The organism is Anaerolineales bacterium (assembly GCA_025808555.1).
Taxonomy (GTDB): domain Bacteria; phylum Chloroflexota; class Anaerolineae; order Anaerolineales; family UBA11579; genus JAMCZK01.
This window is the reverse complement of record CP075526.1, coordinates 659,050-683,486: the sequence shown is the minus strand read 5'-3', so window position 1 is coordinate 683,486 and position 24,437 is coordinate 659,050. Positions and strand designations below refer to the sequence as shown.

Genomic DNA, 24,437 nt, shown 5'->3' with positions numbered 1-24,437 from the left:
TTTAGCAAAGGTAAGACTAGACGAAGCGCTCGCGGATCTCGGAGCTGACAAAGTCCAGCGCGGCCACAGTGATGGCGATCAGCCAGACTGCAATGCCGACCGCCTCATACTGGTACAGGCGGATCCATTGGAGCAATATGAAGCCGATGCCGCCGCCGCCCACAAAACCCAGCAGCGTGGACATACGCACGTTGATGTCCCAGCGGTACACCGTGAACGAGATCACCGGAGGCAGGATCTGCGGCACGACCGCGTACACAATGCTCTGCAGGCGGTTGGCGCCCACGGCGTCCAGCGCCTCCAGCGGGCCGGGGTCAATGCTCTCGATGGCTTCGGAGTATAGCTTGGCCAGCGAGGCGATGGTGTGCAGGGTCAGCGCCAGCGTGCCGGCGAACGGCCCCAGGCCTACCCAGATCGCGGCGATGATCGCATAGATCAGCGCTTCCACCGAGCGCACCACGTTGAGAATGGTGCGGATGACCGCATACAGCATCAGGCCCACCGGCACGCGGCGCGTGCTGCGCCGACGGTACAGGTATAGCAGCGTGATGGCGGCGGCCAACACCGCGCCGATCATGCCGTAGATCTCTTCATTGATGGCGGCCACTTCGGCGCCCAATACGATCGCACGGATGCCGCGGCTGAAGCCGAGGCCCAGTTGGTAGCCGGGGAAGCCGGCCATGATCGCCAGCAGCCCTGAGGCTACCCAGTACCCGTTGCCCTTACCCAACCGGGAGAGCAGCGCCTCACTCAGGCGCCCGCCCAGCTGCAGGCCCACATAGCCCAGGCCGAGCACGGCGATGACACCCACCAGGAAGATCTGCACCGGAGCCTGTTCCAGGCCGCCCAGGCGGTCAGATACAAGGTCGGTAGCTTGCAGGCCAGCCCAGCCGCCGGCCAGCAGGCCCAATACGTTGCCTGCAATGCGTTCAGGGGCGCTCATGATCGGCGCCATCAGGTTCTTGGCGGCCAGGAACGAAAGCGGGAAGGCGGCCACGATGCCGAAGAACGTTGCCATCAGGCCGATCATGATGGTTTCCAGCAGGCCGATCAGGGCCAGGTTCATTTCATTGCTCAACCGGCCGCCGAAGACTTGCACACTTTCCTGGCGAATGATCAGCGAATGCACCTGAGCGCCGGTAGCCGTCTCAGGCGAAATCACTGCATCTGGAATGTTCAGCTTGCTTTCGAATTCACCGTTCTCATCAATGATGATCGTGGTTTCGCCCATCCCACGCGGGGTGAAGGGATTGCCGATCGGGTTGGCCCAACGGACCAGTACTTCCTGCCCAGGGACAAAATTGCCGCCGGTGATCGTCAGTTCAGTGCCCAGGATCAGGCCGCCGGTCACCGGGCGAGAGCTTAGCTCGCCGCAGGTAGGTGTAGCGCTGATCCATGGATCATTGGCTAACTCAGGATTGGGGGGTGGTGCCGCGGCCTCATCAGTACACGGCGCCTGGATCCTCTGCACAACTTCAAAGACTTCTTGGTCATAGGCAAAGGCTGCCCGCCAGGGCCATAGCAGGCGCGGCAGCAAAATGCCAACGTCCTCGTATTCACGAATAGCCTTAGGCATGTCCACCGCGGTCAGGTTGTAGCCTAAGGCAAACACCAGCAGACAGGCCAGCACGATGGCGCCAGCCATGGAGGGGAAGCGTGTGCTGCCGTCTCGCTTGGTGCCCAGGCTGCGGGTATTGCCAATCCGAGCGGCATCGCTTACCTGCCACAGCCACAACGCCGCCAGCGCCGCGCCAGAGTACAGCGCCGTGCCGGCGTGAATCTGGCTTAGTTGATCGCCAGAGACCACCGTGGCCAATATATCGTCACCCACCCAAATGATCAGCAGGAAGAATACGATCGCCACTCCATACATGCTGAACGTTTCGGCCAACGGGTCCTTCAGTACAAAACGGAGTAACAGATGGCGCACTGCCAGCAGGAACAAGAGCAGGGCAGCGCAGGCCAGCACAATGCGGAAATACACGCTGGTGGCCATGGCGTATTCGGGGAAGCGCGCCCGCTGGGCCACTGTCCACATGCTCAGCCCGAACAGGGTCAGCACCGTCAGAAGCAGGCTGAAGCCGCGGCTGCGTGCCCCGGCCACGAACTGGCCCAGGCCGGGCACGAAGGCCGAGAGAGCGGCGTGCAGCAGGCTGCCGCGCGGGTGTTCGGTCAAGTGTGTGTTCTTTGTTTCAGCCATTACTGCCCGCCCATGCGAATGGCATCTTCGCCGTAAATTTCGCGGAAGCGCTCATCGCTCATCTTGGCGATGTCGTCTTTCGTGCCTTCAAACACCACTTTGCCGTCACGCAGGCCGATCACGCGCTCGCAATAGCGTTGCACGAGGTCAAGATAGTGCAGGCTGCACAACACGGTGATGTTGTCTTCGCTGTTTAGTTTTTCAAGGTATCCAAGGATGGAGTGGGCTAATACGGGGTCAAGGCTGGCCACTGGCTCGTCGGCCAGGATCATCTTGGGTTCCTGCATCAGCGCCCGGGCAATTCCCACGCGTTGCTGCTGCCCGCCGGAGAGTTCATCGGCGCGATTGTACGCTTTTTCAGGTATGCCCACTCGTTCCAGCGCCCGCACCGCCATCTGGCGGTCCTGGCGGCTGAAGCGGTTGGCCAGCGCCCAACTGGGCGGCGTGTAGCCCAGCCGCCCAGAGAGCACATTGGTCAGCACGCTGGAGCGCTTGACCAGATTGAATTGCTGGAACACCATGCCAATTTCCCGGCGCACCGTGCGCAACTCACCCTGCGGCAGGTGAGTGACGTCTTTGCCGTTCCATATAATCCGGCCTTCGGTGGGTTCCAACAGACGATTGATACATCGCAGCAAGGTGGACTTGCCAGACCCGCTCAGGCCGATCACGCCGAGGAACTCGCCGTCTTTGACTTCAAAACTTACGTCCCGCAGCGCTACGGTGCCATCCGGGTAGACCATGGTAAGGTGTTCGACAGTCAGCATAGCGATTATTGTAAATGGATTCTGCTTCTGCAAATTAAGTAAAAAAAGCGGGAAGGTGCCGGCGTCGTTAGACGCCACCTTCCCGCTTTTGTGTGCTAGCTAAAGCTTAGCGAGAGACGAAACTAGCAGTCCTCGCTGATGCGGCCAGCGTCGCTGATGCACATGCCGGCAGCTTCCAGCTGCTGGCGGAAGCCATCATAGAAGCTGTCTTCCGTGGTGGCCAGGCCGCTCCAGCTGTACAGCTGGTTGAGCTGGGCCAGGCCATCTTCGCTGTCGTTCAGAGCCAGCAAAGCGTCGATGATGGCAGCCTTCACATCATCAGGCATGTTCACGTCGAAGCTGATCGTGTCGTTGGGGATCGGGGCGCTCTCAGTGAGCACGGTCACCACTTCGTTCACGTCAGGGTAAGCCTCGGCCACGTTGGTGCGGGCGTCCGTGAAGCTGGAGCCGGCATCGCAGTCGCCGTTGTACACGCTGATGATCACGCCATCGTGACCGCCGGCGTCCACGATCGTCATTTCGGCCTCAGGGTCAATACCCTGAGCCTTGATGGCGATGGACGGCAGAACCCAACCAGAGGTCGAGGTCGGATCCGGGCGGCAGAAGGTGGTGCCAACCAGGTCAGCCAGGCTGGTGATGCCGGTTTCCGGACGGGTCACGATCTGGCCGGTGTAGAAAGTGCTGCCGAAGCGCATGGACACCAAACCAACCTCGGCGCAGCCGCGTTGCTTGGCCACGATGTAGTTGAAGGTGTTCAGGGCGCCCATCTGGGCCTCGCCGCTACACATGGCCTCAACGGCCGCAGTGAAGTCGGTGGAGATCACAGGCTCGATCACGTAGCCGGTGGCCTCTTCAACAGCTGCCGCAATACCGCTGGCGCCGCTCAACACGGCGTCAGTGTCCTGCGAGGGGACCAACACCCAAACGATCGGGTTGTCGGCCGTACCGTAGGCATAAGGCTCCTCGGTCGGCGCAGGGGCTTCGGTGGGGGCTGCAGTCGGGGCCGGGGCCGAAGTGGGCTCCGGAGCTGCACCGCCACCACATGCGGCCAACAGCAGTGACAAGATCACTACCAGGGCCAGCACGGGAAAGAAACGATTCTTCATGGCTCTTCTCCTTGTGGGGTATCGCGGCACCTAGGCCGCGTCTGACGAATTATAAACACCTTATATGGGAATACCTTAAAAGATTACCTACAGGTGGCGTTTTTTCATTTTTGTTAGCATGAAAATTGGCCTGTACAATCACTCGCATGCCTGCCCCCAACCTGCTCGGTTACCTCGCCGGCCTGCGCAACCTGGCCACCCGTGACCAGAACACCATGACCAGCGCAGACTTCGAGCTGGCTCGCCTGCAGCGCCTGCTGGCCGCCGTTGGGGATCCGCAGCAGGCTTACCCCAGCCTGCACGTGGCTGGCACCAACGGCAAAGGCTCCGTGTGCGCCCTGTGTGCTGCGGCCCTGCAGGCCCAGGGCGTAAGCGTGGGCCGCTTCACCTCGCCACACAGCCAGGGCGCGCTGCACGGCATCGTCGTCAATGGCCAACCCGCTACGGAGGCTGAACTGCAAGCCGCGTTTGAGCAGCTGTATCCTGAGATACAGGCGCAGCAAGGTTGGACCCATTTCGAGATCGTGGTGGCGGTGATGTTCACGCACTTCGCCCGCGCCGGAGTGGACGTCGCTGTGATCGAAGTTGGCCTCGGCGGCCGGGATGACGCTACCAATGTATTGATGCCCACCGTCAGCGTCATCACCCCGATCGATTTTGACCACACCACTATCCTCGGGAACACACTCGCCGAGATCGCTGCGCACAAGGCCGGCACCATAAAGCCTGGCGTGCCGGTGGTGAGTGCGCCGCAGCACCCGGAGGCGGCCACGGTGATCGCCGCATCGGCCGCCGCCCAGCACGCGCCGCTCACGCAGGTGGGGCACGACTGGCAGGTGGAACCGCTACACGCTGACCTGAGCGGTCAGCGCTTGCGCATCCGCCGCACGGACGGCGATTGGCATGAGCTTGATATTCGCCTGCTGGGCCAGCACCAGATCTACAACGCCGCCACAGCTTATGCCGCGCTGCAAACCCTGAACGAGCGCGGCGTACCAATAAGGCCCGATGCCATCAAGGCGGGCTTCGCCGCCGCCCGCTGGCCTGGCCGCTTTGAGGTACTGGCTGGGGAACCCACCACGGTACTGGATGGCGCCCATAGCCCGGCGGCGGCGCGCGCCCTGCGCCACGCGTTGGACGCGTACTTTCCGGATACTCCCATCGTGCTGGTACTGGGCGTCTCTGCTGATAAGGACCTGCCCGGTTTGCTGGAGCCGCTGCTGCCGCGTGTGCAGCGTGTGATTGCTACGCAATCACAGCAGCAGCGGGCCATGCCCGCCGCCCAACTGGCCGATCAACTGACCGCTCTGGGTCTGGCTGCCGCCGCCGAGCCGCAGCCAGACGCCGCGTTGGCGGCGGCGCAGGCAGCCTGCCCGCCCGGCGGCGTGGTGCTGGTGGCGGGGTCGGTGTTCTTGGTGGATGAAGTGCGCGAGGGGATGGGAGTCGACAAACCGGTGTCATTCTGACCGGGTTGTGTATCTTCACCAGAACGCCGAGACTGGATCAAGGAAGAATCCTTGCTGGCATGTCTTCTATAGTGAGCTTGGATCATTTATGCGCGTAGTGATGATCCCTCGCTACGCTCGGGATACACGATAAAGCTAAGTTGCAGAAACGCTTACATTGCTCCTGTCGCGCCCCTGGCTAAAGCCAAGCTCTGAACCGTCTTTACCGTATTCCAATAATTCAATGCGATAATTGTTCAAATGAAGCTGACAAAACAAGTGTTTCCTGCATTGCTGTGTTTGCTGGCCCTGGCCGCATGCAGCCTGCCGAGCACCCCCGCGCCCCAGCCCACGGCAACCAGCATCACGTTGCCCCCAGCCACCGAGGCGCCAGCGGCCACCGCACCCGCCGCTGAGCCGACTGCCAGCGGCGAGGTGGCCCTCGAGGCCATCCTGATTGGCAGCCCGGGCTTCGCCTCGGCGCTTACGTCACCCGTCACGGTCAGTGGCCAATCCCGCCCCACCTTTGAGCAAAATCTGGTCATCGCCATTTACGACGAGGCCGGTAACCAGATCGCTCTTACGCCTACTACCATCGCTGCCGATGCCGGCAGTCCTGGTCCCTTCTCCGCCGAGCTGAGCTTCAGTGTGACACATGAGCAGGCTGGGCGCATCGCCGTGATGGAGCACAGCGCCATGGATGGGGGCATCGTGCACCTCACCAGCATTGAGGTGACCCTGCTGCCCGGCGGCAGCGCCACCATCCTGCCACAACCGGTGAGCGGCGAGAACATTGATATTCAACTCCCTCTGCCCAACAGCGCCATCAGCGGCGGCAGCCTCACCGTCAGCGGCTTCTCGGAGTACTACTTTGAATCCACGCTCGGCCTGAAGCTGTGTGGCCCGGGAGAAGGCTCGGGCGCAGCCGACGCGATCTGCGGCGACAGCCACAACGTGCTCGCCCACACCTTCGCCACCATCAATTCGCCTGACATCGGCCAGCCTGGCCCCTTCAGCGGCACGCTGACCTGGTCAGTGAGCGAGGCGGTGCCCGGCCGCATTGTGGTCTACGCCGAATCGATGCGTGACGGCGGCATCACCCACCTCAGCAGTATCCCGGTGCTCATCCAACCGTGAGCTCCGCCCAGCCCAACAAGCCCGTCATCCTGATCACCGGGGCGTCCTCCGGCATCGGCGCGGCCGCGGCGCGCCTGTTCGCCGTCAATGGCTATCGCGTCGCCCTGGCCGCCCGCCGCCTTGACCGCCTGCAGACTTTGCAGGCTGAGATCCTCGCGGCCGGCGGCGAAGCCGTTGCCATCCAGGCCGATGTCAGCGATGCCGCCTCGATCCAGGCCATGGTTCAGCGCACGCTCGAGACCTATGCTCACATAGACGTGCTCTTCAACAACGCCGGCTTTGGGCGCACCCGCTGGCTGGAGGAGCTCGACCCCAAGGAAGATATTGCCGCCCAGATCAATACCAATCTCACTGGCGCCATCCTGGCTGCCCGCGCCATGCTACCCCACATGATCGAACGTCACCGCGGCCACATCATCAACATGAGCTCGCTGGCTGGCTTTCTGGCGACGCCCACCTACAGCGTCTATGCCGCCACCAAGTTTGGCCTGCGCGGCTTCAGTGATGCTTTGCGCCGCGAAGTAGGGGTATACGGCATCCACGTCTCGGTCATTTACCCCGGCGGCGTATCCAGCGACTTTGCCAGCCATACCGGCGCCGACCGCAAGACTGGCCTCAGCACGCCCAAGGCGCTGCTGCTCACGCCGGAGCAGGTGGCCCAGGGCGTGCTGCGCCTGGCCCGCCGCCCGCGCCGCACCATGATCCTCCCTGCCATCGCCCGCCTGGGCATCCTGTTCGCCAGCCTGTTCCCCGGACTTACTGACTGGCTGCAAGAGCGCTTCTTCACTCGCCCTGAACGCGGCCTGTGAACGGGCCGTTTATGCTTCTCCCGGTCAACGCTACAAATAGGCATTAAGTCAATACCGGATCGCGTAGGGGCGTAGCATGCTACGCCCTCTACAACACCAGGGCCACCCAATATTTAAAGATTCTGTCCTACGACCCTGCGTATAATCAGCCAAATTCGCCCCCAACTGAGGCTTTATGAAACCGTCGTTTGGCGATCGCCTGCGTTACCGCTTTGACAACCTGATGTCGCGCGGCGCACCTGCGCTCATCGGCATGCTGTTCGTCATTTCCCTGCTGGTGGTCCTGCTGGCCGCCACCATCCTCACCATCGCCGGCTTCGTGCAGGACGGCGAGATGGACCGCCTCAGCTTCACCGAAGCCGCCTGGCAAAGCCTGATGCGCACGCTCGATTCGGGCACCATGGGCGGCGACACCGGCGCCGGCTACCGCGCCGTGATGTTGCTGGTCACCCTCGGCGGCATCTTCATTGTCAGCGCCCTGATCGGCGTGCTCAACAACGGCATCGAAACCAAGATCGACGAATTGCGCAAAGGCCGCTCGCGGGTGCTGGAGCAGGGTCACACCCTCATCCTCGGCTGGTCGCCGCAGATCTTCACCATCCTCAATGAGCTGGTGCTCGCCAACGAGAACCAGAAGAATGCCTGCATCGTCATCCTGGCTGACCGTGACAAGGTGCAGATGGAGGATGAGATCCGCGAGCGTGTGAACCTGCGCGGCAACAAGACCCGCATCGTCTGTCGCAGCGGCCAGCCCAACGACCCGGCCGATATCGAGATCGCCAATCCACAATCCAGCAAGTCCATCATCATTCTGCCGCCGGATACAGCCGACCCGGACGCCGAGGTCATTAAGTCCGTGCTGGCCATCACCAACGCCGCCAATCGCCGGCCCGAGCCGTATTCGATCAACACCCAGGTGCGTAACGCCCGCAACCTCAATGTTCTCAAACTGGTCAGCGAACAGGACAAGCTGCAGGTAGTGCTGATCGGTGATCTGATCTCGCGTCTCGTGGCCCAGGCCCACCACCAGTCGGGCCTTTCCGTGGTCTACACCGAGCTCATGAACTTTGAAGGCGACGAGATCTATTTCAAAGAGGAGCCGGCCCTGACTGGCAAGACCTATGGCGAAGCCTTGCTGGCTTACGAGGCGTCAGCCGTCATGGGTATGCGCTCGGCGGAGGGCAAGATCTGGCTCAACCCGCCCATGGATACCCAGATCAAGCCCGGCGATCACTTGTTCGCCCTCTCGTCAGATGACGACACCATTCGTTTGACCAAGGCCGACGACGTTGAGATCCAGACCCAACTCATCCACACCGGCGGCGCGCTGCCCGCGCCCGAACCCGTGCGCACTCTCGTGCTCGGCTGGAACCAGAACGGCTTCACCATCCTGCGCGAGCTGGACCACTATGTGGCCAAGGGTTCCGAGGTGCGCGTGGTGGCTGATATTTCGGATGCCATAGCCGAAGGCATTCGCAGCCAGGCTAACGCGCTGCAAAACATTCGCCTGCATGTGCTACAGGGTGATGCCACGGATCGCGGTTTGCTGGATGCCCTCAAAGTGGAGGATTACAACCACGTCATCGTGCTGGCATACATGGAGCGCGGCGTGCAGCAGGCCGATGCACTGACCCTGGTCACTTTGCTCCACCTGCGCGACATCTTCCAGCAGGACCAGACGCCCTTTTCCATCGTCAGCGAAGTACTTGATCTGCGCAACCGTGAGCTGGCCCAGGTGGCCCGCGTGGATGACTTCATCGTCAGCGAGCAGCTTATCAGCCTGATGATGGCCCAGTTCGCCGAGAACGCTGACCTGTACGCAGTCTTCGCCGATATCTTCGATCCCGAAGGCGCCGAGGTGTACCTCAAGCCCGCTGACCATTATGTGGAAACCGGCCGCCCGGTCAACTTCTACACCGTGGTCGAGGCCGCCCGCCGCCGCGGGGAAACCGCCATCGGCTACCGCCTGGTCGCCGAATCCAACGACCCGGCCAAGTCCTACGGCGTGTACACCAATCCTAAGAAATCCCACTCCATCATCTTCGGTGAAGGCGACAAGGTCATTGTGCTGGCGGAGAGTTAGCTCTACTAATCCGCAATTTTGTTGTTTTTCAAGAATCGCTAGTACAAAATAAAACGCCCGCAATTATTGCGGGCGTTTACTTTAATCTGAGTACGGTCTGGCTAGACCTGATTACTGCCGCCGCCCTGGCGCGCCTGCATCTCGGCCCGCTTCTCTTCCTGCTGCTGCATCACCGTGCGGATGCCGTTGCGCACCTGGTTGAGCACGCGCTCCAACTCCATCTCAAGGCTGGTCAGCGTCTCGATCACGTAATCGTCGGCTTCCTGGCGGGTGGCCTCGGCGTCCAGGTTGGCCTGCTGGATGATCTGCTCAGCCCGGCTCTCGGCGGCGGTCACCACCGCATCGCGCTCCACCAGGCCGTCGCTCTTTTCGCGGGCCAACTGCAGGGTGCGCTGGGCCTCCTCCTGCGCCTGGGCCATCGTGCGGTCGCGTTCGGCGATCAGCTTCTGGGCCTTCTTGACCTCATCCGGGATCGCCACTCGCATCTGGTCGATCAGGTCCAGCATGCGGTCTTCGTCCACAATGACGTTATTGGTCAGCGGCAGGGGGCGGCTTTCGTTAAAAAGCTCTTCCAGCTTGTCTACGAGTTGAAGAATGTCCATAAGGGTCGTCTTGCCTTCTTGCCTCAAGATGCAAGATTTGAGCCTAGCTTATCTGTAAACCGCCGTTTCGGCAACTTTGCAGGCCAGGCAATCTATGTCAAAGGCTTTCTCCAGAATTGACAGCAATTGACTCCCGCACAAAGGCCAATGAAGCTGTGGGCATGTCTGCTGATGACTATCAGCAGTGAGTCAGTCCCGCAGCTGATTGGCCGGGTACTTCGGCTCGCCGTTGGCGGCCATCTCCGCAATGCGGTCGGCCAGCGCCTGCTTGACGTGCGGCGGTACCATGCTGCCCACATCGCCGCCCAGCGAGGCCACTTCGCGCACTGTCGTGGAGGACAGGAAGCTGTGCTCCTTGCTGGTGATGAGCGAGACCGTCTCCAGGTCTGGCGCCAGCTGGCGGTTGGCCAAGGCCATGCGGAACTCGTACTCAAAGTCCGAAAACACACGCAGCCCGCGCACGATCACCTGGGCGCCGATCTGGCGGCAATAATCCACCGTCAGGCCGGAGTAGGTGGTGACGGTGATCTTCTTCTCATCCTTGAAGGTCTCTTTCACCAGGGCAACCCGCGTGTCAGTCGAGAGCATCAGGTTCTTCTGCGGCAGCTCATACACCGCCACCACGATCTCATCGAACAGCTTGGTGGCACGCAGGGCGATGTCAATATGCCCGTTGTGAATGGGGTCAAACGTAGCGGGGAAAAATGCACGGATCATTAGCTCAGGTCTCCCTTACCGTCTCGTGTGTAGTGTATCAAGGCTGCCGCGATCGCAGTGTGCTGCGGCTGGCTCAGCTCGGGGTCGACCGCCAGCAGGCTCTCCGCCTGCCGGCGGGCCTTGTCGATCAGGCGGGTATCCGTCAGCAGCGCCAGCTGTAGGTCGCCGAAGCCGGCCTGCGCCATGCCCATGAACTGGCCCGGCCCGCGCTGCTGCAGGTCGATCTCGGCCAGCTTGAAGCCGTCGTGCGTGCTGGCCAGCGCGGTCAGGCGCTCGTTCTCGAGCGCATCGGCGCTGTCCGGCACCAGGATGCAATAGGCCTGGTCACTGCCGCGGCCCACCCGGCCGCGCAGCTGGTGCAGCTGTGCCAGGCCGAAGCGGTTGGCGCCTTCGATCAGCATCACCGTGGCGTTGGGCACGTCCACGCCCACTTCGATCACCGTAGTGGAGACGAGCACATCCGTCTGGCCGTCGCGGAAGGCGCTCATCACCTGGTCCTTCTCTTCGGCGCTGATGCGGCCGTGCAGCAAGCCTAATTTTAGTTGGGGAAAGACTTCCTTGCTCAGCCGGGCATGCTCAGCCACCGCCGCCTTGGCCTGCGAGGTTTCGCTTTCCTCGATGAGCGGGTAGATGATGAAAGCCTGCCGCCCGGCCGCGGCCTCTTTGCGGATGTAGGTGTAGGCGCGCTCCACCTCGCGGGGCGGTAAGACATGCGTGCTTACCTGCTGGCGGCCCGGCGGTAGCTCGTCGATCACGCTGACGTCCAGGTCGCCATACAGAGTCAGCGCCAGTGAGCGCGGGATCGGTGTGGCGCTCATCACCAGCAGGTGCGGGTTGGTGCCCTTGTTGCGCAACGCGGCCCGCTGGCCGACGCCAAAGCGGTGCTGCTCGTCGATGACGATCAGCTCGAGCGCGTCGAAGACCACCGGGTCTTCGATCAGCGTGTGCGTGCCGATGATGAGCTTGATACGCCCATCGCTCAGTCCGGCCTTGATCTGGTCTTTCTCGGCCTTGCTGGTGGCGCCGATCATCAGACGGATCTCTTCGGGCGCCAGCGGACCACCTTCGTTTGCCAGCAGCTTGCGCAGGCTGGCATAGTGCTGCTCGGCCAGAATGCTGGTAGGCGCCATGATGGCGGCCTGGGCGCCGCTGGCCGCCACCAGCGCCATGCACAGCGCCGCCACCACCGTCTTGCCCGAGCCCACATCGCCTTGCAATAGGCGGTTCATCGGGCGGCCCGAGGCCAGATCCGCCAACAGGTCGGCCAGGGCGGTTTGCTGCGCCTCCGTGAGCGTGTAGGGTAGGCGCGCGGTCTGCGCCTCCAGCCAGCCGGCCGCCGGAGCAAACTGCTGCGCGGTTTCACCCTGCCAGATGCGTTTCTGGATCAGCACGGCCAGCTGCAGTAGGAACAGCTCGTTGAAAGCCAGACGCAGCTTGGCTGCCTCCAGGTGCTCCTGCGAATCCGGGAAGTGCACTTGTTGCAGCGCATCGGCGTACGGCAGCAGGCCGGCGCTGGTCAGTAATTCGGGGGGCAGCATGTCGGGCAGGCGCGGCGCCCAGTAGCTGACCACCTTTTTCATCAGGCCGCGCAGCCAGCGCTGGCGGATGTCTGCGGTGAGCGGATAGACCGGTACGATGCGGTTGGTGTGCTGGGTGTCGGTGGGGCTTTCTTCGTCCTCCACCAGCTCCCATTCGGGGCTGCTGAGGGTCAGGCGGCCCAGGTACTGGTCGATCTTGCCGGAGAGCACCACCTCGTCGCCCTCGCGGAAGTTCTTGAGCAGCCAGGGCTGGTTGAACCAGATCGCCCGCAAGGCGGCCGTACCGTCGTCCACCACGATCTCGAAGACCTGCTTGCCGCGTGGCGGCCCGTGGCGGCTCTTGCTCTTCACCGTGCCGATGACCGTGACCACCTGGCCAAACTTCAGCTCGCGGATGGGCAGCAGCTGACTGTAATCATCGTAGCGGCGCGGGAAGTGGTACAGCATGTCGCCCAGGGTGTAGATGCCCAGCTTCTCCAGCCGCTCGGCGTTCACCGGGCCGACCCCGGTCAGCACCGTGGTGCTGGCCTCCAGGGCGGCCGGCTCGCCTTCGATCTTGGCGCGGCGCGCCGGCGGCTTGCTGCGCCGGACGGGCGGTTTGGGTGAGTCGTCGGGGTCGGGAGATTTTGTCGCCCGCTTTCTGGCGCCAGTCGGCTTTTTAGCTGCAGCCGGCTCTTTTGCTGCCGCAGTCTTGGCCTGCCTGGCTTTTTTAGTGGGCGTCTCGCGTTTGGCTACCGGTGCCCGCCGGACTTGAAAGCTTTGTGTATTGACGCGCCCACTGCGTTGGGCAATATTCGTTCCGGTCTCGCGTTCAATCCGCGCCGACACATTATTAATGGCGACGGAGCGATATTCCGGTTCAAGGGTGTCGTAGTTGCGCAACTGTGCCACGATAGCGTTAACGAGCGGCTCGTTCACGTCTTCGGCGCGGGCTTCGCTAGCCCAGCCAGGCAGCATTTGCTCCAAGCCGCCGATGACGGCACGGTTATCGTATTGGCGCTGGGCTTCCAGGGAAAAAATCTTCCTCAGTTTGCTGAGGGAAGGCTGCATTACAGTATTCTAACAGCGGCAGGACTACGAAGCGCGGATGGCAAACAGGCCCAGCGAGCGCGGCCCAATAAAGCTGGCCAGTGGGGCGTTAATGATCTGCTCGCTGATGGGGGTCGTGTGCCCTTCTTCGGCCAGGCGCTCACGCAGGGCGCGTGTCTCAGCCTCAAAAGCCGGCGCGCCTTGCAGCAGGGCAATGTGGCTCAGGTCAGTGAACTCAGACAGGAACTCATGCATCACATCCACCAGCTGGCGCGGGTTGCGCGCCTTCTGGGTGGGCACCAGCTGGCCGCTGTCCAGGGTGAAGACCTGCAGAATTTCCAAATATTCGCCCACCACGGCCTGGCTGTGATTGATCTGCCCGGTGCGCTCCAGGTAGCTCAGACCCGGCACGCACAGCATACCGAACACGCGCGGCAGTAGGCCGCGCACATGCAGGTCCAGCTCCGCCAGGGGCATGCCTGCCGCGCTGGCCGCCGCGGCGGCCTGCACCAGCAGGCCCAGCCCCAGCGAGATGTTCAAACTGTCCAGCACCCGCACGGCCACTTTGCCGTGCACCGCGCCGGCCGCGGCCTGGGCTTCTTCTTCGACCGGGCTGAAGTGGTTGGAGTGCAGCAGCACCAGCACGCCGTCGTGGCTCTGGCCCAGCTGGCGGTATAAGGCTTCCAGGTCTGCCGCGCGCGGCGGCAGCAAGCGTGGCGCCGCTCCGTTGGCTGTGTGTCGCAAAGTAGGGGGAAAGCTGCTGGCTTTCAAGCGCTCCACGCCCGCGGGCAGCGCAGGCTGCCAGCCAGGCGAGAGGATGTGCACCAGCTCCCGCCCGGGAAAGACCGGGTTGGGGAACGAGACGGTGCTGTCAGTGATGATGGCGACGGACATGCCAGCTGCTAGCGTTATTCTGCGGCGAAGATGAACTGGTAGTGCGGTTGGCCGCCGTGCTGCACTTCGATCTCCTGGTCAGGGTAGGCCTGACGAATAGTGTCGGCTACCGATTCGGCCACCTGGGCATCCACCTCTTCGCCATAGAAGATCGAAAGCACTTCCATGCCCTCAAACTTCATCTCCTTGAGCAGGGCCAGGCTGGCCTTCTCCACATCCCCGGCGGCCACTTTGAGCTTGCCATTGTGCAGGCCGATCACCTGGCCGTCCTTCACCTTGACGCCGTCCAGTTCCACGCTGCGCGTGGCCGTGGTCACTTCGCCGGTTTGCACTGCACCGGCCGCCTTGCGCATCGCTTCGCCCACCGGCTCCAGTTCGCCGGTGGGGTCCCACACCAGCATGGCCGCCAGGCCTTGCGGCACGCTGGTGGTGGGCAGCACGATGGCTTCCTTCACCGTCAGCTCGGCGGCGGATTGGGCCGCCAGGGTAATGTTCTTGTTGTTGGGCAGGATGATGACCTTATCCGTAGGCAGGTTCTCAAACGATTTCAGGATGTCGGCCGTGCTCGGGTTCATGGTCTGGCCGCCTTCAATGATGGCCGCCACGCCCAGGTCAGCAAAATGGCGGGCGATCCCGGCGCCCGGCGCCACGGCCACCACGGCGATCTGGCCGGGGGCGATCGGGCGCACGGTGTATTCGCCGCGGCCCTTGGCCTGGGCGGTAATGTCGTCCATCTGTGCCATCAGGTTCTCGATGGCTACATTGGTCACCGTGCCGAGGGTCATGATGTAGTCGATCGGCTCGTAGCGCTTCTCAGTGGGGACGTGGATATGCATACGGAACATGCCTTCGCCTTCGCCCACCTGGATCGAGGTGCCCATCTTTTCCAGCTCGGCGTAGAAGCTGGGCAGGGCCAGTTCGCCATTCGGGCGGAAGTCTACGACAATCTCGTAGTCCTGGCCCTCTTCCACGGCTTCCAGCGAGTTCTCGAGGTTGAGCGAGGCGATCGGTGCAATGATGCTCTCGGCCTGGCGCACTTGCTGGCCGCGCACCCAGCGCAGCATGCCTTCGATGAGGAAGTACAGACCCTTACCGCCCGAGTCGACCACGCCGGCTTCCTTCAAGATCGGGAGCAGGTCCGGCGTGCGGCGCACCGAGGCGTCAGCCGCCTTCAGCACCGCTTCCAGCAAGGCGATGGGGTCGTTCACGCCGCTGGCAATCGCTTCTTCGGCGGCGGTGGCCATGTCTTTGGAAACGGTCAGGATGGTGCCTTCCACCGGGCGCACGACGCCCTTGTAGGCTGTATCGCGGGATTCAGAGAAGCCGCGCGCCAGGTCCTCAGCGGTGAGCAGGTCTTTGCCCTCGGCGGCGCGCGCAAAGCCGCGCCACAGCTGAGAGAGGATCACGCCAGAGTTGCCGCGGGCGCCCATCAGCGCGCCGCGGGCGATCGCTTCCAGCACCTTGCCGGCCTTCTGTTCGGCCGACTTGTGCATTTCTTCGATGGCGGATTTCATGGTGAGCACCATGTTGGTGCCGGTGTCGCCATCCGGTACGGGGAAGACGTTGAGCGCATTGACGGACTGTTTATTGGCTTCAAGCCAGCCAAAGCCGGCGAGGGCCAGGCTGCGCACGCCGTTGCCGTCGACAGGGCGCTGTTGCAAGATGTTGGCTCGGTGGGCGCGTTCTTGAGTGAGTTCTGACATGATGATTCCTGCTTCTCTCTGAATTTTTAGTCTGCACTGACGCGCAGGCCCTGCACATGCACATTCACATGCTGGATGGGCAGGCCCAGGGCTTTTTCCACGTTATAGCGCACGGTCTGCGCCACGCTGGCCGCGATGGTTTTGATGTTGGTGCCGTATTCCACGACGATGTAAATATCAATATTGATGGCGCCCTCGTCATAGCTCACCTCGATGCCGTGGGTGGGGTCCTTAACGATGAAGTTGCTGACGCCATCCAGAAAGTTCTTGGCCGCCAGGCCCACCACGCCGTAGGATTGCACGGCGGCCTGGTAGGCCACCGTGGCGACGGCACGGGGCGAGACATGGATGCTGCCGTGGGGAGCGTTGTCTGCGGTCATTGAACGTGTCCTAATGTTGGGCTACCAGGGCGGCATTGCGCAGGGCGTTGACGCCCGCCGCAATCCCCTGGGGATGGTCAAAGATGGCATGCCCGGCCACGAAGGCCTGGCCGCCGGCGCTGTGGGCGGCCGGCAGCGTGCTGGCGTCGATGCCGCCGTCCAGCTCGATCAGCGTGCCCAGCCCGCGCTCGGCGATCGCCGCCTGCAGCTGGCGCACTTTCTCCAGGCTCTCGGGCATGAACGCCTGGCCGGAGCGGCCCGGGTTGACGCTCATCACCAGGATGATGTCAGCCTGCTCAAGATAGGGCAGCACGCGCTCGACCGGCGTGGGCGGGTTAAGCGCCAGGCCGGCTTTGCAACCCAGGGCGCGGATTGCCGCCAGGCTGGCGGTCGGGTCGGAGCTTGCTTCGACATGGATGTGGATGTGGTCGGCACCGGCTTCGGCAAACGAGGCCAGCATGCCGTCGGGGTTTTGCACCATCAGGTGCACATCCAGCGGCAGCTGGCTGTGCTGGCGGCACACCCGCGTCACCAGCTGGCCCATGGTGATGGGCGGCACGAAGTGCCCATCCATCACGTCAATATGCAGCCAATCCGCCCCGGCCTGCTCGGCTTCGGCAATTTGCTCGGCTAAATAGCCAAAATCTGCACTGAGTATGGATGGAGCGATGATTGGCTTGGACGCCATTGGAAAATTATAACTGAGGGTAGGCGGGCAACGCTTGGCAGGTGTCCAGTCCCTTGATTTAATCTCCAGCTCCCCATATACAACCTGAAATTGAGTAAAACCATCGCATGTCTGCGCTCACTCAAAAGTTGTTAGTAATATCTTTTGACCCCCACCCCTTTCCAGCAACAATAACTTTTCTGCTTTCATTGCGAGGATGCTGAAAGTTGCTTTCATGCAACTTTCAGACCCGAAGCAATCTGGGTTTACTGGGGGCGAGCTTGCTTGCGCACAAATGGTAGGGGCCCACCGCGGTGCGCCCCTACGCCGGAATGACTCGGCCGGCTGTGTTTCTTATTGGATCGGCGGGTTGTGCACCAGATACACCCACATCCAGAACGGCAGCAGGCCGCCAACTGCCAGCGCCGCCAGCAAACCCAGCGCCACCGCCACCCAGTCGGTCTTGCCCTGTTCGGCGGGCTCGCCGTTCAGGTCAGCGGTTGCCATCGGGCCCATGGTGGCCGCATCCTGCGCCCGCTCCGCAGCTACCTGCGGCGCGGCGAAGGTCAGCAGCACGCGGCCCAGCTGGTCAGCCGCCCGGTAGCGGGCGGAGGGCTCTTTGGAGAGCACCTTGAGCATGATCTCGTTGAGCGCCGGCGGGATGTTGGGGTTCAGCTGGTTGGGCGGCACAGGCTGCTCGGTGCGGTGCTGCTGGCTCAGCTCGGCCGGGGTTTTGCTTGTAAATGGCAGCTGGCCGGTGAACATCAGATACATGATCACGCCCATGCTGTATACATCCGAGGCGGGGGAGGGGGCGCTGCCGGCTGCCTGCTCCGGCGAGAAATATTGCGGCGAACCCCACACGACCTCCTGCTCCTCACGCGGGTTGATCGAGGCCAGGGCGCGGGCGATGCCGAAATCGGTCACCTTGACGCGGCCATCCGGCGTCACCAGGAAGTTGTGGGGCTTGATGTCACAGTGCACCAGGCCGGCACGGTGGGCGTAGCCCAGTCCTTTGCAGGCCTGGATGACGATGGGGATACCCTCCTCCAGCGAGTACACGCGCTTTTGCTTGATGAGCGTGTTCAGGTCCGTGCCGGGGATGTACTCCATGACGATGAACAAGCGCTCCTCGTCATAGCCAAAGTCGTACACGGTGACGATATTGCTGTGGCTCAGGTTGGCGGCCGCCTTGGCCTCCTGCCGGAAGCGCTCACGAAAGCCGGCGTCCTTGGAGTAGTCTTCGCGCAGCACCTTGATGGCTACATCGCGCTCCAGCATCAGGTCACGCCCACGGTATACAGTGGCCATGCCGCCCTTTTCCAGGAAGTCCTGGAGCTGGTAACGCTTGTTGAGCAGTAGTTTCTCTGACATCGCAAGGCGATTTTATCGCAGCCAATCGGCTTTTCTGCCTAGGAAGACAGGATGATTGACAAGTTTGCGCTTTATGCCTAGACTGCCTCATTGGTTAGCGACGCGCCTTTATGCAATTCAAGAAATGGGTAGTGATTGCGTCAACCTGCATTCTGCTGGGCTTTTTGCCATCCTGCCGTTCATATGTACGGCTAAATCCTCGCACCGAACAACTGGAAGTCTATATCCCCGCAGGCGAGTTCACTTATGGGCAGGCGCCCGAGAATACGCCAGGCAGCGTGTTTGCCTTGCAGATGGCGCGGGCTGAGTTGCCGGGTTACTGGATCTCGCGCACACAGGTGACCAATGCACAATATCGCAAATGCGTGACGGCTGGCGCATGCAACTATCCCATCGGGCCGGAGCTAAACCCGTACTACTACCTGCCCGAGTATGCCAACCACCCCGTGGTGTATATCACTTGGTATCAGGCCCAGGACTTCTGCATGTGGGCCGGAGGGCGCCTGCCGCATGAGCTGGAATGGGAGAAAGCCGCCCGCGGCGAGAATGCGAATAGCTTCCCATGGGGCGAAGAAGACAATATCCCCGTACGGGCTCAAGTGGGGCGTGACCTTTTTCAGGATAGCACCGTTGCCGTCGGCTCCTTTTCGCAAGGACATAGCCCCTATGATGTGCTGGATATGGGCGGCAATGTTCGGGAGTGGATCGACGATTGGTTTGATGAGGGGCATGTTGTCCTGCGCGGAGCGGCCTGGTATGACCCCCCGGTATACAGTCTGACGTATACACGTCTGTCGCACGAGCCGGGCTCGGGCGGGCATGGCCGCGGTTTCCGCTGCGTGTCTGATGGTTTCCTGCTGACCAGCTGGGGCCAATAACCGGACGGCTGTTCGCAACTGCCTTGCGCATAGTATCCTTGTGCGCGTGGATATCCAAGACCTGCTGCAGCGCATTCGCCGTTACGCCACCCCGCGTGTATTGCTGGCCGCCCTGGCTCTGGCGATCGTGCTGGGCGCCGCAGGCGTGTTTGCCATGTTCGCCTACTTGCCCGCCAGCACGGTCGAAGACCGCGCCGCCGCCCTGACCTGGATACCCGGCCCAACCAACACACCCGCCCCCACCGCCACCCTGGTGCCTACCTCTACCCCCACGCCGGAATTCGTTGGCCCGCCCAGCGGGCAAATGGGCGTGGGTGCCTATGTGCAGATCGTAGGCACGGAAGGCCGCGGTCTGAACATTCGCAATGCACCGGGGCTTTCCACCAATATCCAGTTCCTCGCCTACGACGCTGAGGTCTTCATAGTGCGCGATGGGCCGCAGGAAGTGGACGGGCTGACCTGGTGGTATCTGGTGACCCCGGTGGATGCTGCCCGCGCTGGCTGGGCCGCAGCAACCTATCTTGAAGTAGTAGTCGAACAATAGAAAGGAAGGGTAGTGCTCGCACTATCCATAAAGCGAACGCATGACTGAGATCACCCCCAGATCCATGACCGCCAACCGCTCCGAAGCGCGGCTGACCATCGAGTGGAGCAATGGCCGCGTGGCCAGCTACCCGTTCGAGCTGCTGCGCAACGCCTGCCCCTGCGCCCAGTGCCGCGGCGGCCACGAGAACATGAAGCCAGAGCCAGACCCCGGCGTCTTCATCATCCCGCTGATGAGCGCGAATGCCACACGCCTGGTGGGCATCGAGGCCGTCGGCAACTATGCCATTAACGTAGAGTGGGAGGATGGCCACAAGTACGGTATCTACAACTGGTATTACCTGCTGGCCCTGGCCGATGAGATGGATAAGCACGCCCAGAAAGGCGCATAGTTGGATATCTTTGGCCTGAACCCAATGGAGTGGTGCTGCTGGATGCCACTGTTCCTCATTGGTTTACTGGGAGGTATGTCCTTGCAATAAAAAGCCCGCTGTTCAGCGGGCATTTGTTTGTGACGGTTGATTCTTTGCAGCGTTCTACTCGGCCGAAACAAAAGACGGCCAGTAGTTACTTCTTGCTCTTTTTTGCTTCTTTGGGGGCTTCTTTCGCCTGCTCGTTCTCTCGCTTGAAGTCTACAAAGCGATAACCCACACCGCGCTCGGTCAGGATGTATTTGGGGTTGGCCGGGTCTTTCTCCAGCTTTTCGCGCAGGTAATTGACATACAGACGCACGTAATGCGGCTCGTCGCGGTACTCGTAGCCCCATACTTTGGCCAGGATCTGGTCATGGGTTACTACCCAGCCGGCATTCTGCACCAGGTGGTAGAGCAGGCGGTACTCGGTGGGGCGCAGCCTCACCAGCTTGCCGTCCACCCATACTTCGCGGCGGTCAAAATCCAGCTTGAGGCGGTCATCCACCTGGATGATGCCCTCGCTGCCGCGCTGGGATTCGGTGCGGCGTAGCACGGCGCGCACCCGGCTCACCAGCTCGCGCGGGCTGAACGGCTTGGTGACGTAGTCATCGGCGCCAAGCTCCAGGCCGCGCACGCGGTCATCTTCCTCTGACTTGGCGGTGAGCATGATCACGGGCACATCATTATTCTCGCGGATCAGGCGCAACACTTCAAAGCCGTCAATATCCGGCAGCATCACATCCAGCACGATGAGATCGGGCAGGCTTTGGCGTAGCTTGTCGAGCGCCTTCTTGCCGGAGAAGGCTTCCTCAACCTGGAAGCCGTCCTGCTCCAGGTTGAGGCGGATGAAGCGCACGATGCGCTCTTCGTCATCCACCACCAGGATGCGTTTGTTAGTCAGGGGAGCTTCACTCATGGGTCTTATTCACGCACAAAGCCGATAATCTCGTCTTCGCCGCCGCTGGGCAGGATCTCGACAAAGCTGATACGCGTCCACGGCCAATAAACGGTGGTGACATCGTTCTGCAGATAGTGCAGGTCTTTGCCGTCACGCTTGCGTGGGTTCATAACGCGCAGCATGGTGTCAGTGGGCGTAGGCAGTTCTTCGATCTCGCCCACGACGGGGTCTTCGTTATGCAGATGGATAAGTACAGTGTGTGGCATGCGCTCTCTATTCGCCGGTGAGGGCTTGGATGCTTAAGCGCCCGAAGCGCAGCACATCCTTGTTGCTCACGGGGTAGGTCTGGTGGGGGGAAAGCTTCTCATTGTTGAGGCGGGTGCCGTTGGATGAGCCCAGATCGGTGATGGAGATTCCGTCTTCCACAATGCGGATGCGAGCATGCAAGCGGGAGACGCCGGACTCGTAGGCCGCGTACGGTTCCAAATCCACATCCGGTAGGATGGACTGGCCCGAGCTGACCCGGCCGACGATGAATTCGCCCGGCCCTTCCAGCGGCAAAATTTGCCCGCTGCGAATGATATGCAGGTTCAGGCGGGCTGGGCCGTTGGGGCGCATCAGCGTGCCGCTGGTTTGCAGGCGAGTGGTGGTGAGCCCACCGGGAGAACTGTCCATCGGCATGGTGCGCAGACCCTCATCCTGAATGAGCTTAGCCCCGCAGTCCGGGCAGAAGAGATCTTCCTGTTGCTGGTTCTTGCCGCAACCGCTGCAAACGACGATCACCCTGAGCCTCGTTTCCCGCGCCCTTCGGTGTCGTCAATCAGGGCGCGTGTGCCGTATTTTATCTGTTTTCCCTCTTTCGCACCCAGCGCTTCGCTCTCCTTTAGGTCATCAGCGGCCAGCAGCACTGTGCGCGCCAGGCTGCGCTGCCCCTGCGAGAGCAGCCGCGTGGCCAGCATGCGCATGCGCTTGGCCGCGGCTTCAGAGTCGCCATGCTCCAGCTCGTGGCGGGCGCGTTCCTGCATGCGATACAGCGAGAGCTTGCCGATGGCGGTGATGAGCGTATTGGGCGGCGCCTCCGGCTCGATGATCTCCGAGATCTGGCGGGTGAGCTGGAAGCGGGCCGAGTTGGAGGGAATGGGGCGGGTGGGCACGTCCAGGCTGAGGCGCCCTTCTGCCAGGGTCAGGTAGCCGTCTTGCGCGCCGCGGCTGTCGATCTCGAATTCCAGCAGCACGCTGAGGCTGTCGTTCTGCGGCACATTGCCCAGGAAGATGGGCTGTTGAAGCGAAACCGGGCCGAGGTCTGGCGAGAGACGGAAGACGTAATTCAGTTTGCTCATCGCTCCATTTTCGTAGCTCAGTTTGACGTTGTTGGCATAGCTGAGGCTGAGCGTATTGAGCCGCTTTTCGAGCAGGGTGTGAATCTCGGCGCTCTTGTCGGCATACAAGCTGCTGCCGCCGGATTTGGACACCAGCTGGTCAATGAACTCTTCGTTCCATTCGTCGCCAATGCCAATGGCGCTGATCGGGATACCCTGTTGGGCGGCCTGGCTGGCCAGGTCTAGGCAGGCGGCTTCGTCGCCATAGGTGCGGCCGTCTGTGATCAGTACGATGTGGTTGGTGGCGCTGGCACGCAGGTGGCGCTGCACTTCCACCAGGCCGGCCTTGAGCCCTTGGTACATCTCGGTGCCGCCGCTGGTCTGCAACGTGCTGAGGCGCGAGATAAGGCGCTGGATATCAAGGCCGGGCTGGGCCGGCACCACCACCTGGGCGCGGTCATTGAAAGTGATGACCGAAAGAATGTCGTGCTCGCTGAGTTGCGAGACGAACTGGCTGGCGGCTTTGACCACCTGGCTCAGCCGCGCCCCGGCCATGGAAGTGGACGTATCCAGCACCAGGGCGACATTGAGCGGCGGCTTGAGCCGCCGCTCTTCCTCGCTGGCGCTGGGTTTGAGGTCAAGCAGAACGTAGATTACCTGCCCGGGCTCGTCTGGTGTGATCTGCGGGCGGCTGTACAGTGCATTCACCATCAGGGCGGGGGGCGCTTCAATGTCTTCGGGCAGGCTGGCGTCATACTCGCGGCGCAGTTGCGGGTCTTGCAGGGTGTCGAAGGCTTCCTGTACCAGCAGGAAGAGCTCGTTGGCGCCGGTGTGCTTGTTGGTATCCGGGTGAAACTGGCGCGCGGCGCGACGGTAGGCGCGCTGCACTTCATCCTGGCTGGCATCCCGCGGGATGCCCAGGCGGGCGTAGTAGTTATCCAGATAACTGGTTGCCATGAACTATCAGTGTAGCTGAATCCAGCCGGGCAGGAGCCCCCACGGGTATGCTCTTAGTGCACTAGACGCGCCAGCACCACGGCAATGTTGTCGGCGCCGCCGGCGGCGTTGGCTGCTTCTACCAGATGCAGGCAGGCCAGGTAGGGGCTGGTGGTGGCGTTGATGATGGTTTGAATGTCATCTTCTTCAACGAAGCCCCACAAGCCATCCGAGCACAGCAGCAGAAAGCTGTTGGGCGAGAGGCTGCCGGTGAAGAAATCTGCCTGGACAACATCCCCCTGGCCCAGGGCGCGGTAGAGCACGGATTTTTGCGGATGGTCAGCTGCTTCTTCCTCGCTAAGCTGCCCCATTTCCTGCAGGCGTTTGACCAGCGTGTGGTCCTTGGTAAGCTGCTCCATGCGCCCGTCGCGGTGCACCATGTAGGCGCGGCTGTCGCCCAGGTGGGCGATGACCAGCTGGGTGCCAACCACCAGGGCGGCGGTGAGGGTGCAGCCGCCGCCGGGGGCGGCGCGCTTGACGGCGCGGTGGGCTTCGCTCACCGCGCCTTCCATGATCTCACGCAGGGACTCATCCGCGGGCTGCGGGTCAGGCCCGAAGAGCGGCTTGTAGAGCCGCTGCATCAGGTAGTGCCCCAGAGCGCGCACGGCGGTCTCGCTGGCGATCTCGCCGCTGCGGTGGCCGCCCATGCCATCGGCCACGACATACACGCCGAAGGGGATCGCCATGTCGCCGGCGCCCAGTGTGCCGTTGAAGCACAGCAGGCTGTCTTCGTTGTTCTCGCGGCGCTGCCCCTGGTCCAGGGCGCTGCCCGCGATGATGTGAATGTACTTGCCGGGCCGCTCGCCGCTGCCCAGATCCCACAGTTGGGCTTCGCTCAGCGGCGCGGTGGCGGCGTTGCTGGGCAACGGGGCTGAAGCGCCCTTCTTCTTTGAAAACAGCTTCTTAAGGAAGTTGGCCATAACGCTCTCTTGTGCTCCG

The 24,437-nt window shown here is 62.2% G+C and carries 23 protein-coding genes; 7 read left to right on the top strand and 16 right to left on the bottom strand.

The features are described 5' to 3' along the window. Positions 1-16: 16 nt before the first annotated feature. The 3 genes from KIT08_03640 to KIT08_03630 all read right to left on the bottom strand — a co-directional run bounded on the left by KIT08_03640 (position 17) and on the right by KIT08_03630 (position 4,073). Complete coding sequence (locus KIT08_03640) at positions 17-2,200, bottom strand: ABC transporter permease subunit (protein UYN90337.1); 2,184 nt, start codon at positions 2,198-2,200, stop codon at positions 17-19. Further along, positions 2,200-2,967, bottom strand: a complete 768-nt coding sequence (gene phnC, locus KIT08_03635; protein UYN90336.1) for a phosphonate ABC transporter ATP-binding protein — start codon at positions 2,965-2,967, stop codon at positions 2,200-2,202. Before phnC ends, KIT08_03640 begins: the two co-directional genes overlap by 1 nt. A gap of 122 nt (positions 2,968-3,089) precedes the next feature. Further along, positions 3,090-4,073, bottom strand: coding sequence for a phosphate/phosphite/phosphonate ABC transporter substrate-binding protein (locus KIT08_03630; GenBank protein ID UYN90335.1), 984 nt, complete (start codon positions 4,071-4,073; stop codon positions 3,090-3,092). A 146-nt stretch (positions 4,074-4,219) separates the two neighbouring features. Here KIT08_03630 and KIT08_03625 point away from each other — a divergent pair, with 146 nt between their 5' ends. From KIT08_03625 to KIT08_03610, 4 genes are all read left to right on the top strand, one after another. Continuing rightward, positions 4,220-5,539, top strand: a complete 1,320-nt coding sequence (locus KIT08_03625; GenBank protein ID UYN90334.1) for a hypothetical protein — start codon at positions 4,220-4,222, stop codon at positions 5,537-5,539. Positions 5,540-5,779: 240 nt separating this feature from the next. Beyond that, the gene (locus KIT08_03620; protein UYN90333.1) at positions 5,780-6,655 is read left to right on the top strand and encodes a hypothetical protein; all 876 of its coding nucleotides are present in this window, start codon (positions 5,780-5,782) and stop codon (positions 6,653-6,655) included. Then, entirely contained in the window at positions 6,652-7,464 is an 813-nt protein-coding gene (locus tag KIT08_03615) for an SDR family NAD(P)-dependent oxidoreductase (protein UYN90332.1), read from the top strand. Before KIT08_03620 ends, KIT08_03615 begins: the two co-directional genes overlap by 4 nt. 175 nt (positions 7,465-7,639) lie before the next feature. Beyond that, a complete protein-coding gene (locus KIT08_03610; protein ID UYN90331.1) occupies positions 7,640-9,547 on the top strand; it encodes an NAD-binding protein in 1,908 nt (635 codons plus the stop codon). A 101-nt stretch (positions 9,548-9,648) separates the two neighbouring features. On the opposite strand, the gene KIT08_03605 is transcribed toward KIT08_03610, so the two are convergent. The 8 genes from KIT08_03605 to KIT08_03570 all read right to left on the bottom strand — a co-directional run bounded on the left by KIT08_03605 (position 9,649) and on the right by KIT08_03570 (position 18,451). After that, the gene (locus tag KIT08_03605; protein ID UYN90330.1) at positions 9,649-10,149 is read right to left on the bottom strand and encodes a hypothetical protein; all 501 of its coding nucleotides are present in this window, start codon (positions 10,147-10,149) and stop codon (positions 9,649-9,651) included. Between the two features lie 189 nt (positions 10,150-10,338). Further along, positions 10,339-10,866 carry a pantetheine-phosphate adenylyltransferase gene (coaD, locus tag KIT08_03600; protein UYN90329.1) on the bottom strand — a complete coding sequence of 176 codons (528 nt, stop codon included), beginning with the start codon at positions 10,864-10,866 and terminating at the stop codon, positions 10,339-10,341. Beyond that, the gene (gene recG / locus KIT08_03595) at positions 10,866-13,454 is read right to left on the bottom strand and encodes an ATP-dependent DNA helicase RecG (protein UYN90328.1); all 2,589 of its coding nucleotides are present in this window, start codon (positions 13,452-13,454) and stop codon (positions 10,866-10,868) included. Before recG ends, coaD begins: the two co-directional genes overlap by 1 nt. 24 nt (positions 13,455-13,478) lie before the next feature. After that, positions 13,479-14,327: a DegV family protein gene (locus KIT08_03590; protein ID UYN90327.1), complete on the bottom strand. Its 849-nt coding sequence runs from the start codon at positions 14,325-14,327 to the stop codon at positions 13,479-13,481. Positions 14,328-14,341: 14 nt separating this feature from the next. After that, on the bottom strand, positions 14,342-16,030 hold the full coding sequence (locus KIT08_03585) for a DAK2 domain-containing protein (GenBank protein ID UYN90326.1): 1,689 nt from the start codon (positions 16,028-16,030) through the stop codon (positions 14,342-14,344). 26 nt (positions 16,031-16,056) lie between these two features. Beyond that, entirely contained in the window at positions 16,057-16,410 is a 354-nt protein-coding gene (locus tag KIT08_03580; GenBank protein UYN90325.1) for an Asp23/Gls24 family envelope stress response protein, read from the bottom strand. A 10-nt stretch (positions 16,411-16,420) separates the two neighbouring features. Further along, positions 16,421-17,098 carry a ribulose-phosphate 3-epimerase gene (rpe, locus tag KIT08_03575; GenBank protein UYN90324.1) on the bottom strand — a complete coding sequence of 226 codons (678 nt, stop codon included), beginning with the start codon at positions 17,096-17,098 and terminating at the stop codon, positions 16,421-16,423. Between the two features lie 333 nt (positions 17,099-17,431). Beyond that, a complete protein-coding gene (locus KIT08_03570) occupies positions 17,432-18,451 on the bottom strand; it encodes a serine/threonine protein kinase (GenBank protein ID UYN90323.1) in 1,020 nt (339 codons plus the stop codon). A gap of 110 nt (positions 18,452-18,561) precedes the next feature. On the opposite strand from KIT08_03570, the gene KIT08_03565 reads away from it, so the two are divergent. Genes KIT08_03565 through KIT08_03555 form a run of 3 tightly spaced genes read left to right on the top strand, consistent with a single transcriptional unit; the run spans position 18,562 to position 20,264 of the window. Then, positions 18,562-19,329, top strand: coding sequence for a formylglycine-generating enzyme family protein (locus KIT08_03565; protein ID UYN90322.1), 768 nt, complete (start codon positions 18,562-18,564; stop codon positions 19,327-19,329). Positions 19,330-19,375: 46 nt separating this feature from the next. After that, positions 19,376-19,873: a hypothetical protein gene (locus KIT08_03560; protein ID UYN90321.1), complete on the top strand. Its 498-nt coding sequence runs from the start codon at positions 19,376-19,378 to the stop codon at positions 19,871-19,873. A gap of 40 nt (positions 19,874-19,913) precedes the next feature. Beyond that, positions 19,914-20,264, top strand: a complete 351-nt coding sequence (locus KIT08_03555; protein ID UYN90320.1) for a DUF971 domain-containing protein — start codon at positions 19,914-19,916, stop codon at positions 20,262-20,264. Positions 20,265-20,439: 175 nt separating this feature from the next. Here the strand turns inward: KIT08_03555 and KIT08_03550 are convergent, their stop codons facing one another. From KIT08_03550 to KIT08_03530, 5 genes are read right to left on the bottom strand one after another with little or no spacing between them, the layout of a single operon-like run. Beyond that, entirely contained in the window at positions 20,440-21,201 is a 762-nt protein-coding gene (locus tag KIT08_03550; GenBank protein UYN90319.1) for a response regulator transcription factor, read from the bottom strand. Positions 21,202-21,206: 5 nt separating this feature from the next. Then, entirely contained in the window at positions 21,207-21,449 is a 243-nt protein-coding gene (locus tag KIT08_03545) for a hypothetical protein (protein ID UYN90318.1), read from the bottom strand. Between the two features lie 7 nt (positions 21,450-21,456). Beyond that, positions 21,457-21,966, bottom strand: coding sequence for an FHA domain-containing protein (locus KIT08_03540; protein UYN90317.1), 510 nt, complete (start codon positions 21,964-21,966; stop codon positions 21,457-21,459). Further along, positions 21,963-23,459, bottom strand: coding sequence for a VWA domain-containing protein (locus tag KIT08_03535; GenBank protein UYN90316.1), 1,497 nt, complete (start codon positions 23,457-23,459; stop codon positions 21,963-21,965). Before KIT08_03535 ends, KIT08_03540 begins: the two co-directional genes overlap by 4 nt. Before the next feature lie 53 nt (positions 23,460-23,512). After that, positions 23,513-24,418, bottom strand: a complete 906-nt coding sequence (locus KIT08_03530) for a serine/threonine-protein phosphatase (protein ID UYN90315.1) — start codon at positions 24,416-24,418, stop codon at positions 23,513-23,515. Positions 24,419-24,437: the final 19 nt, after the last annotated feature.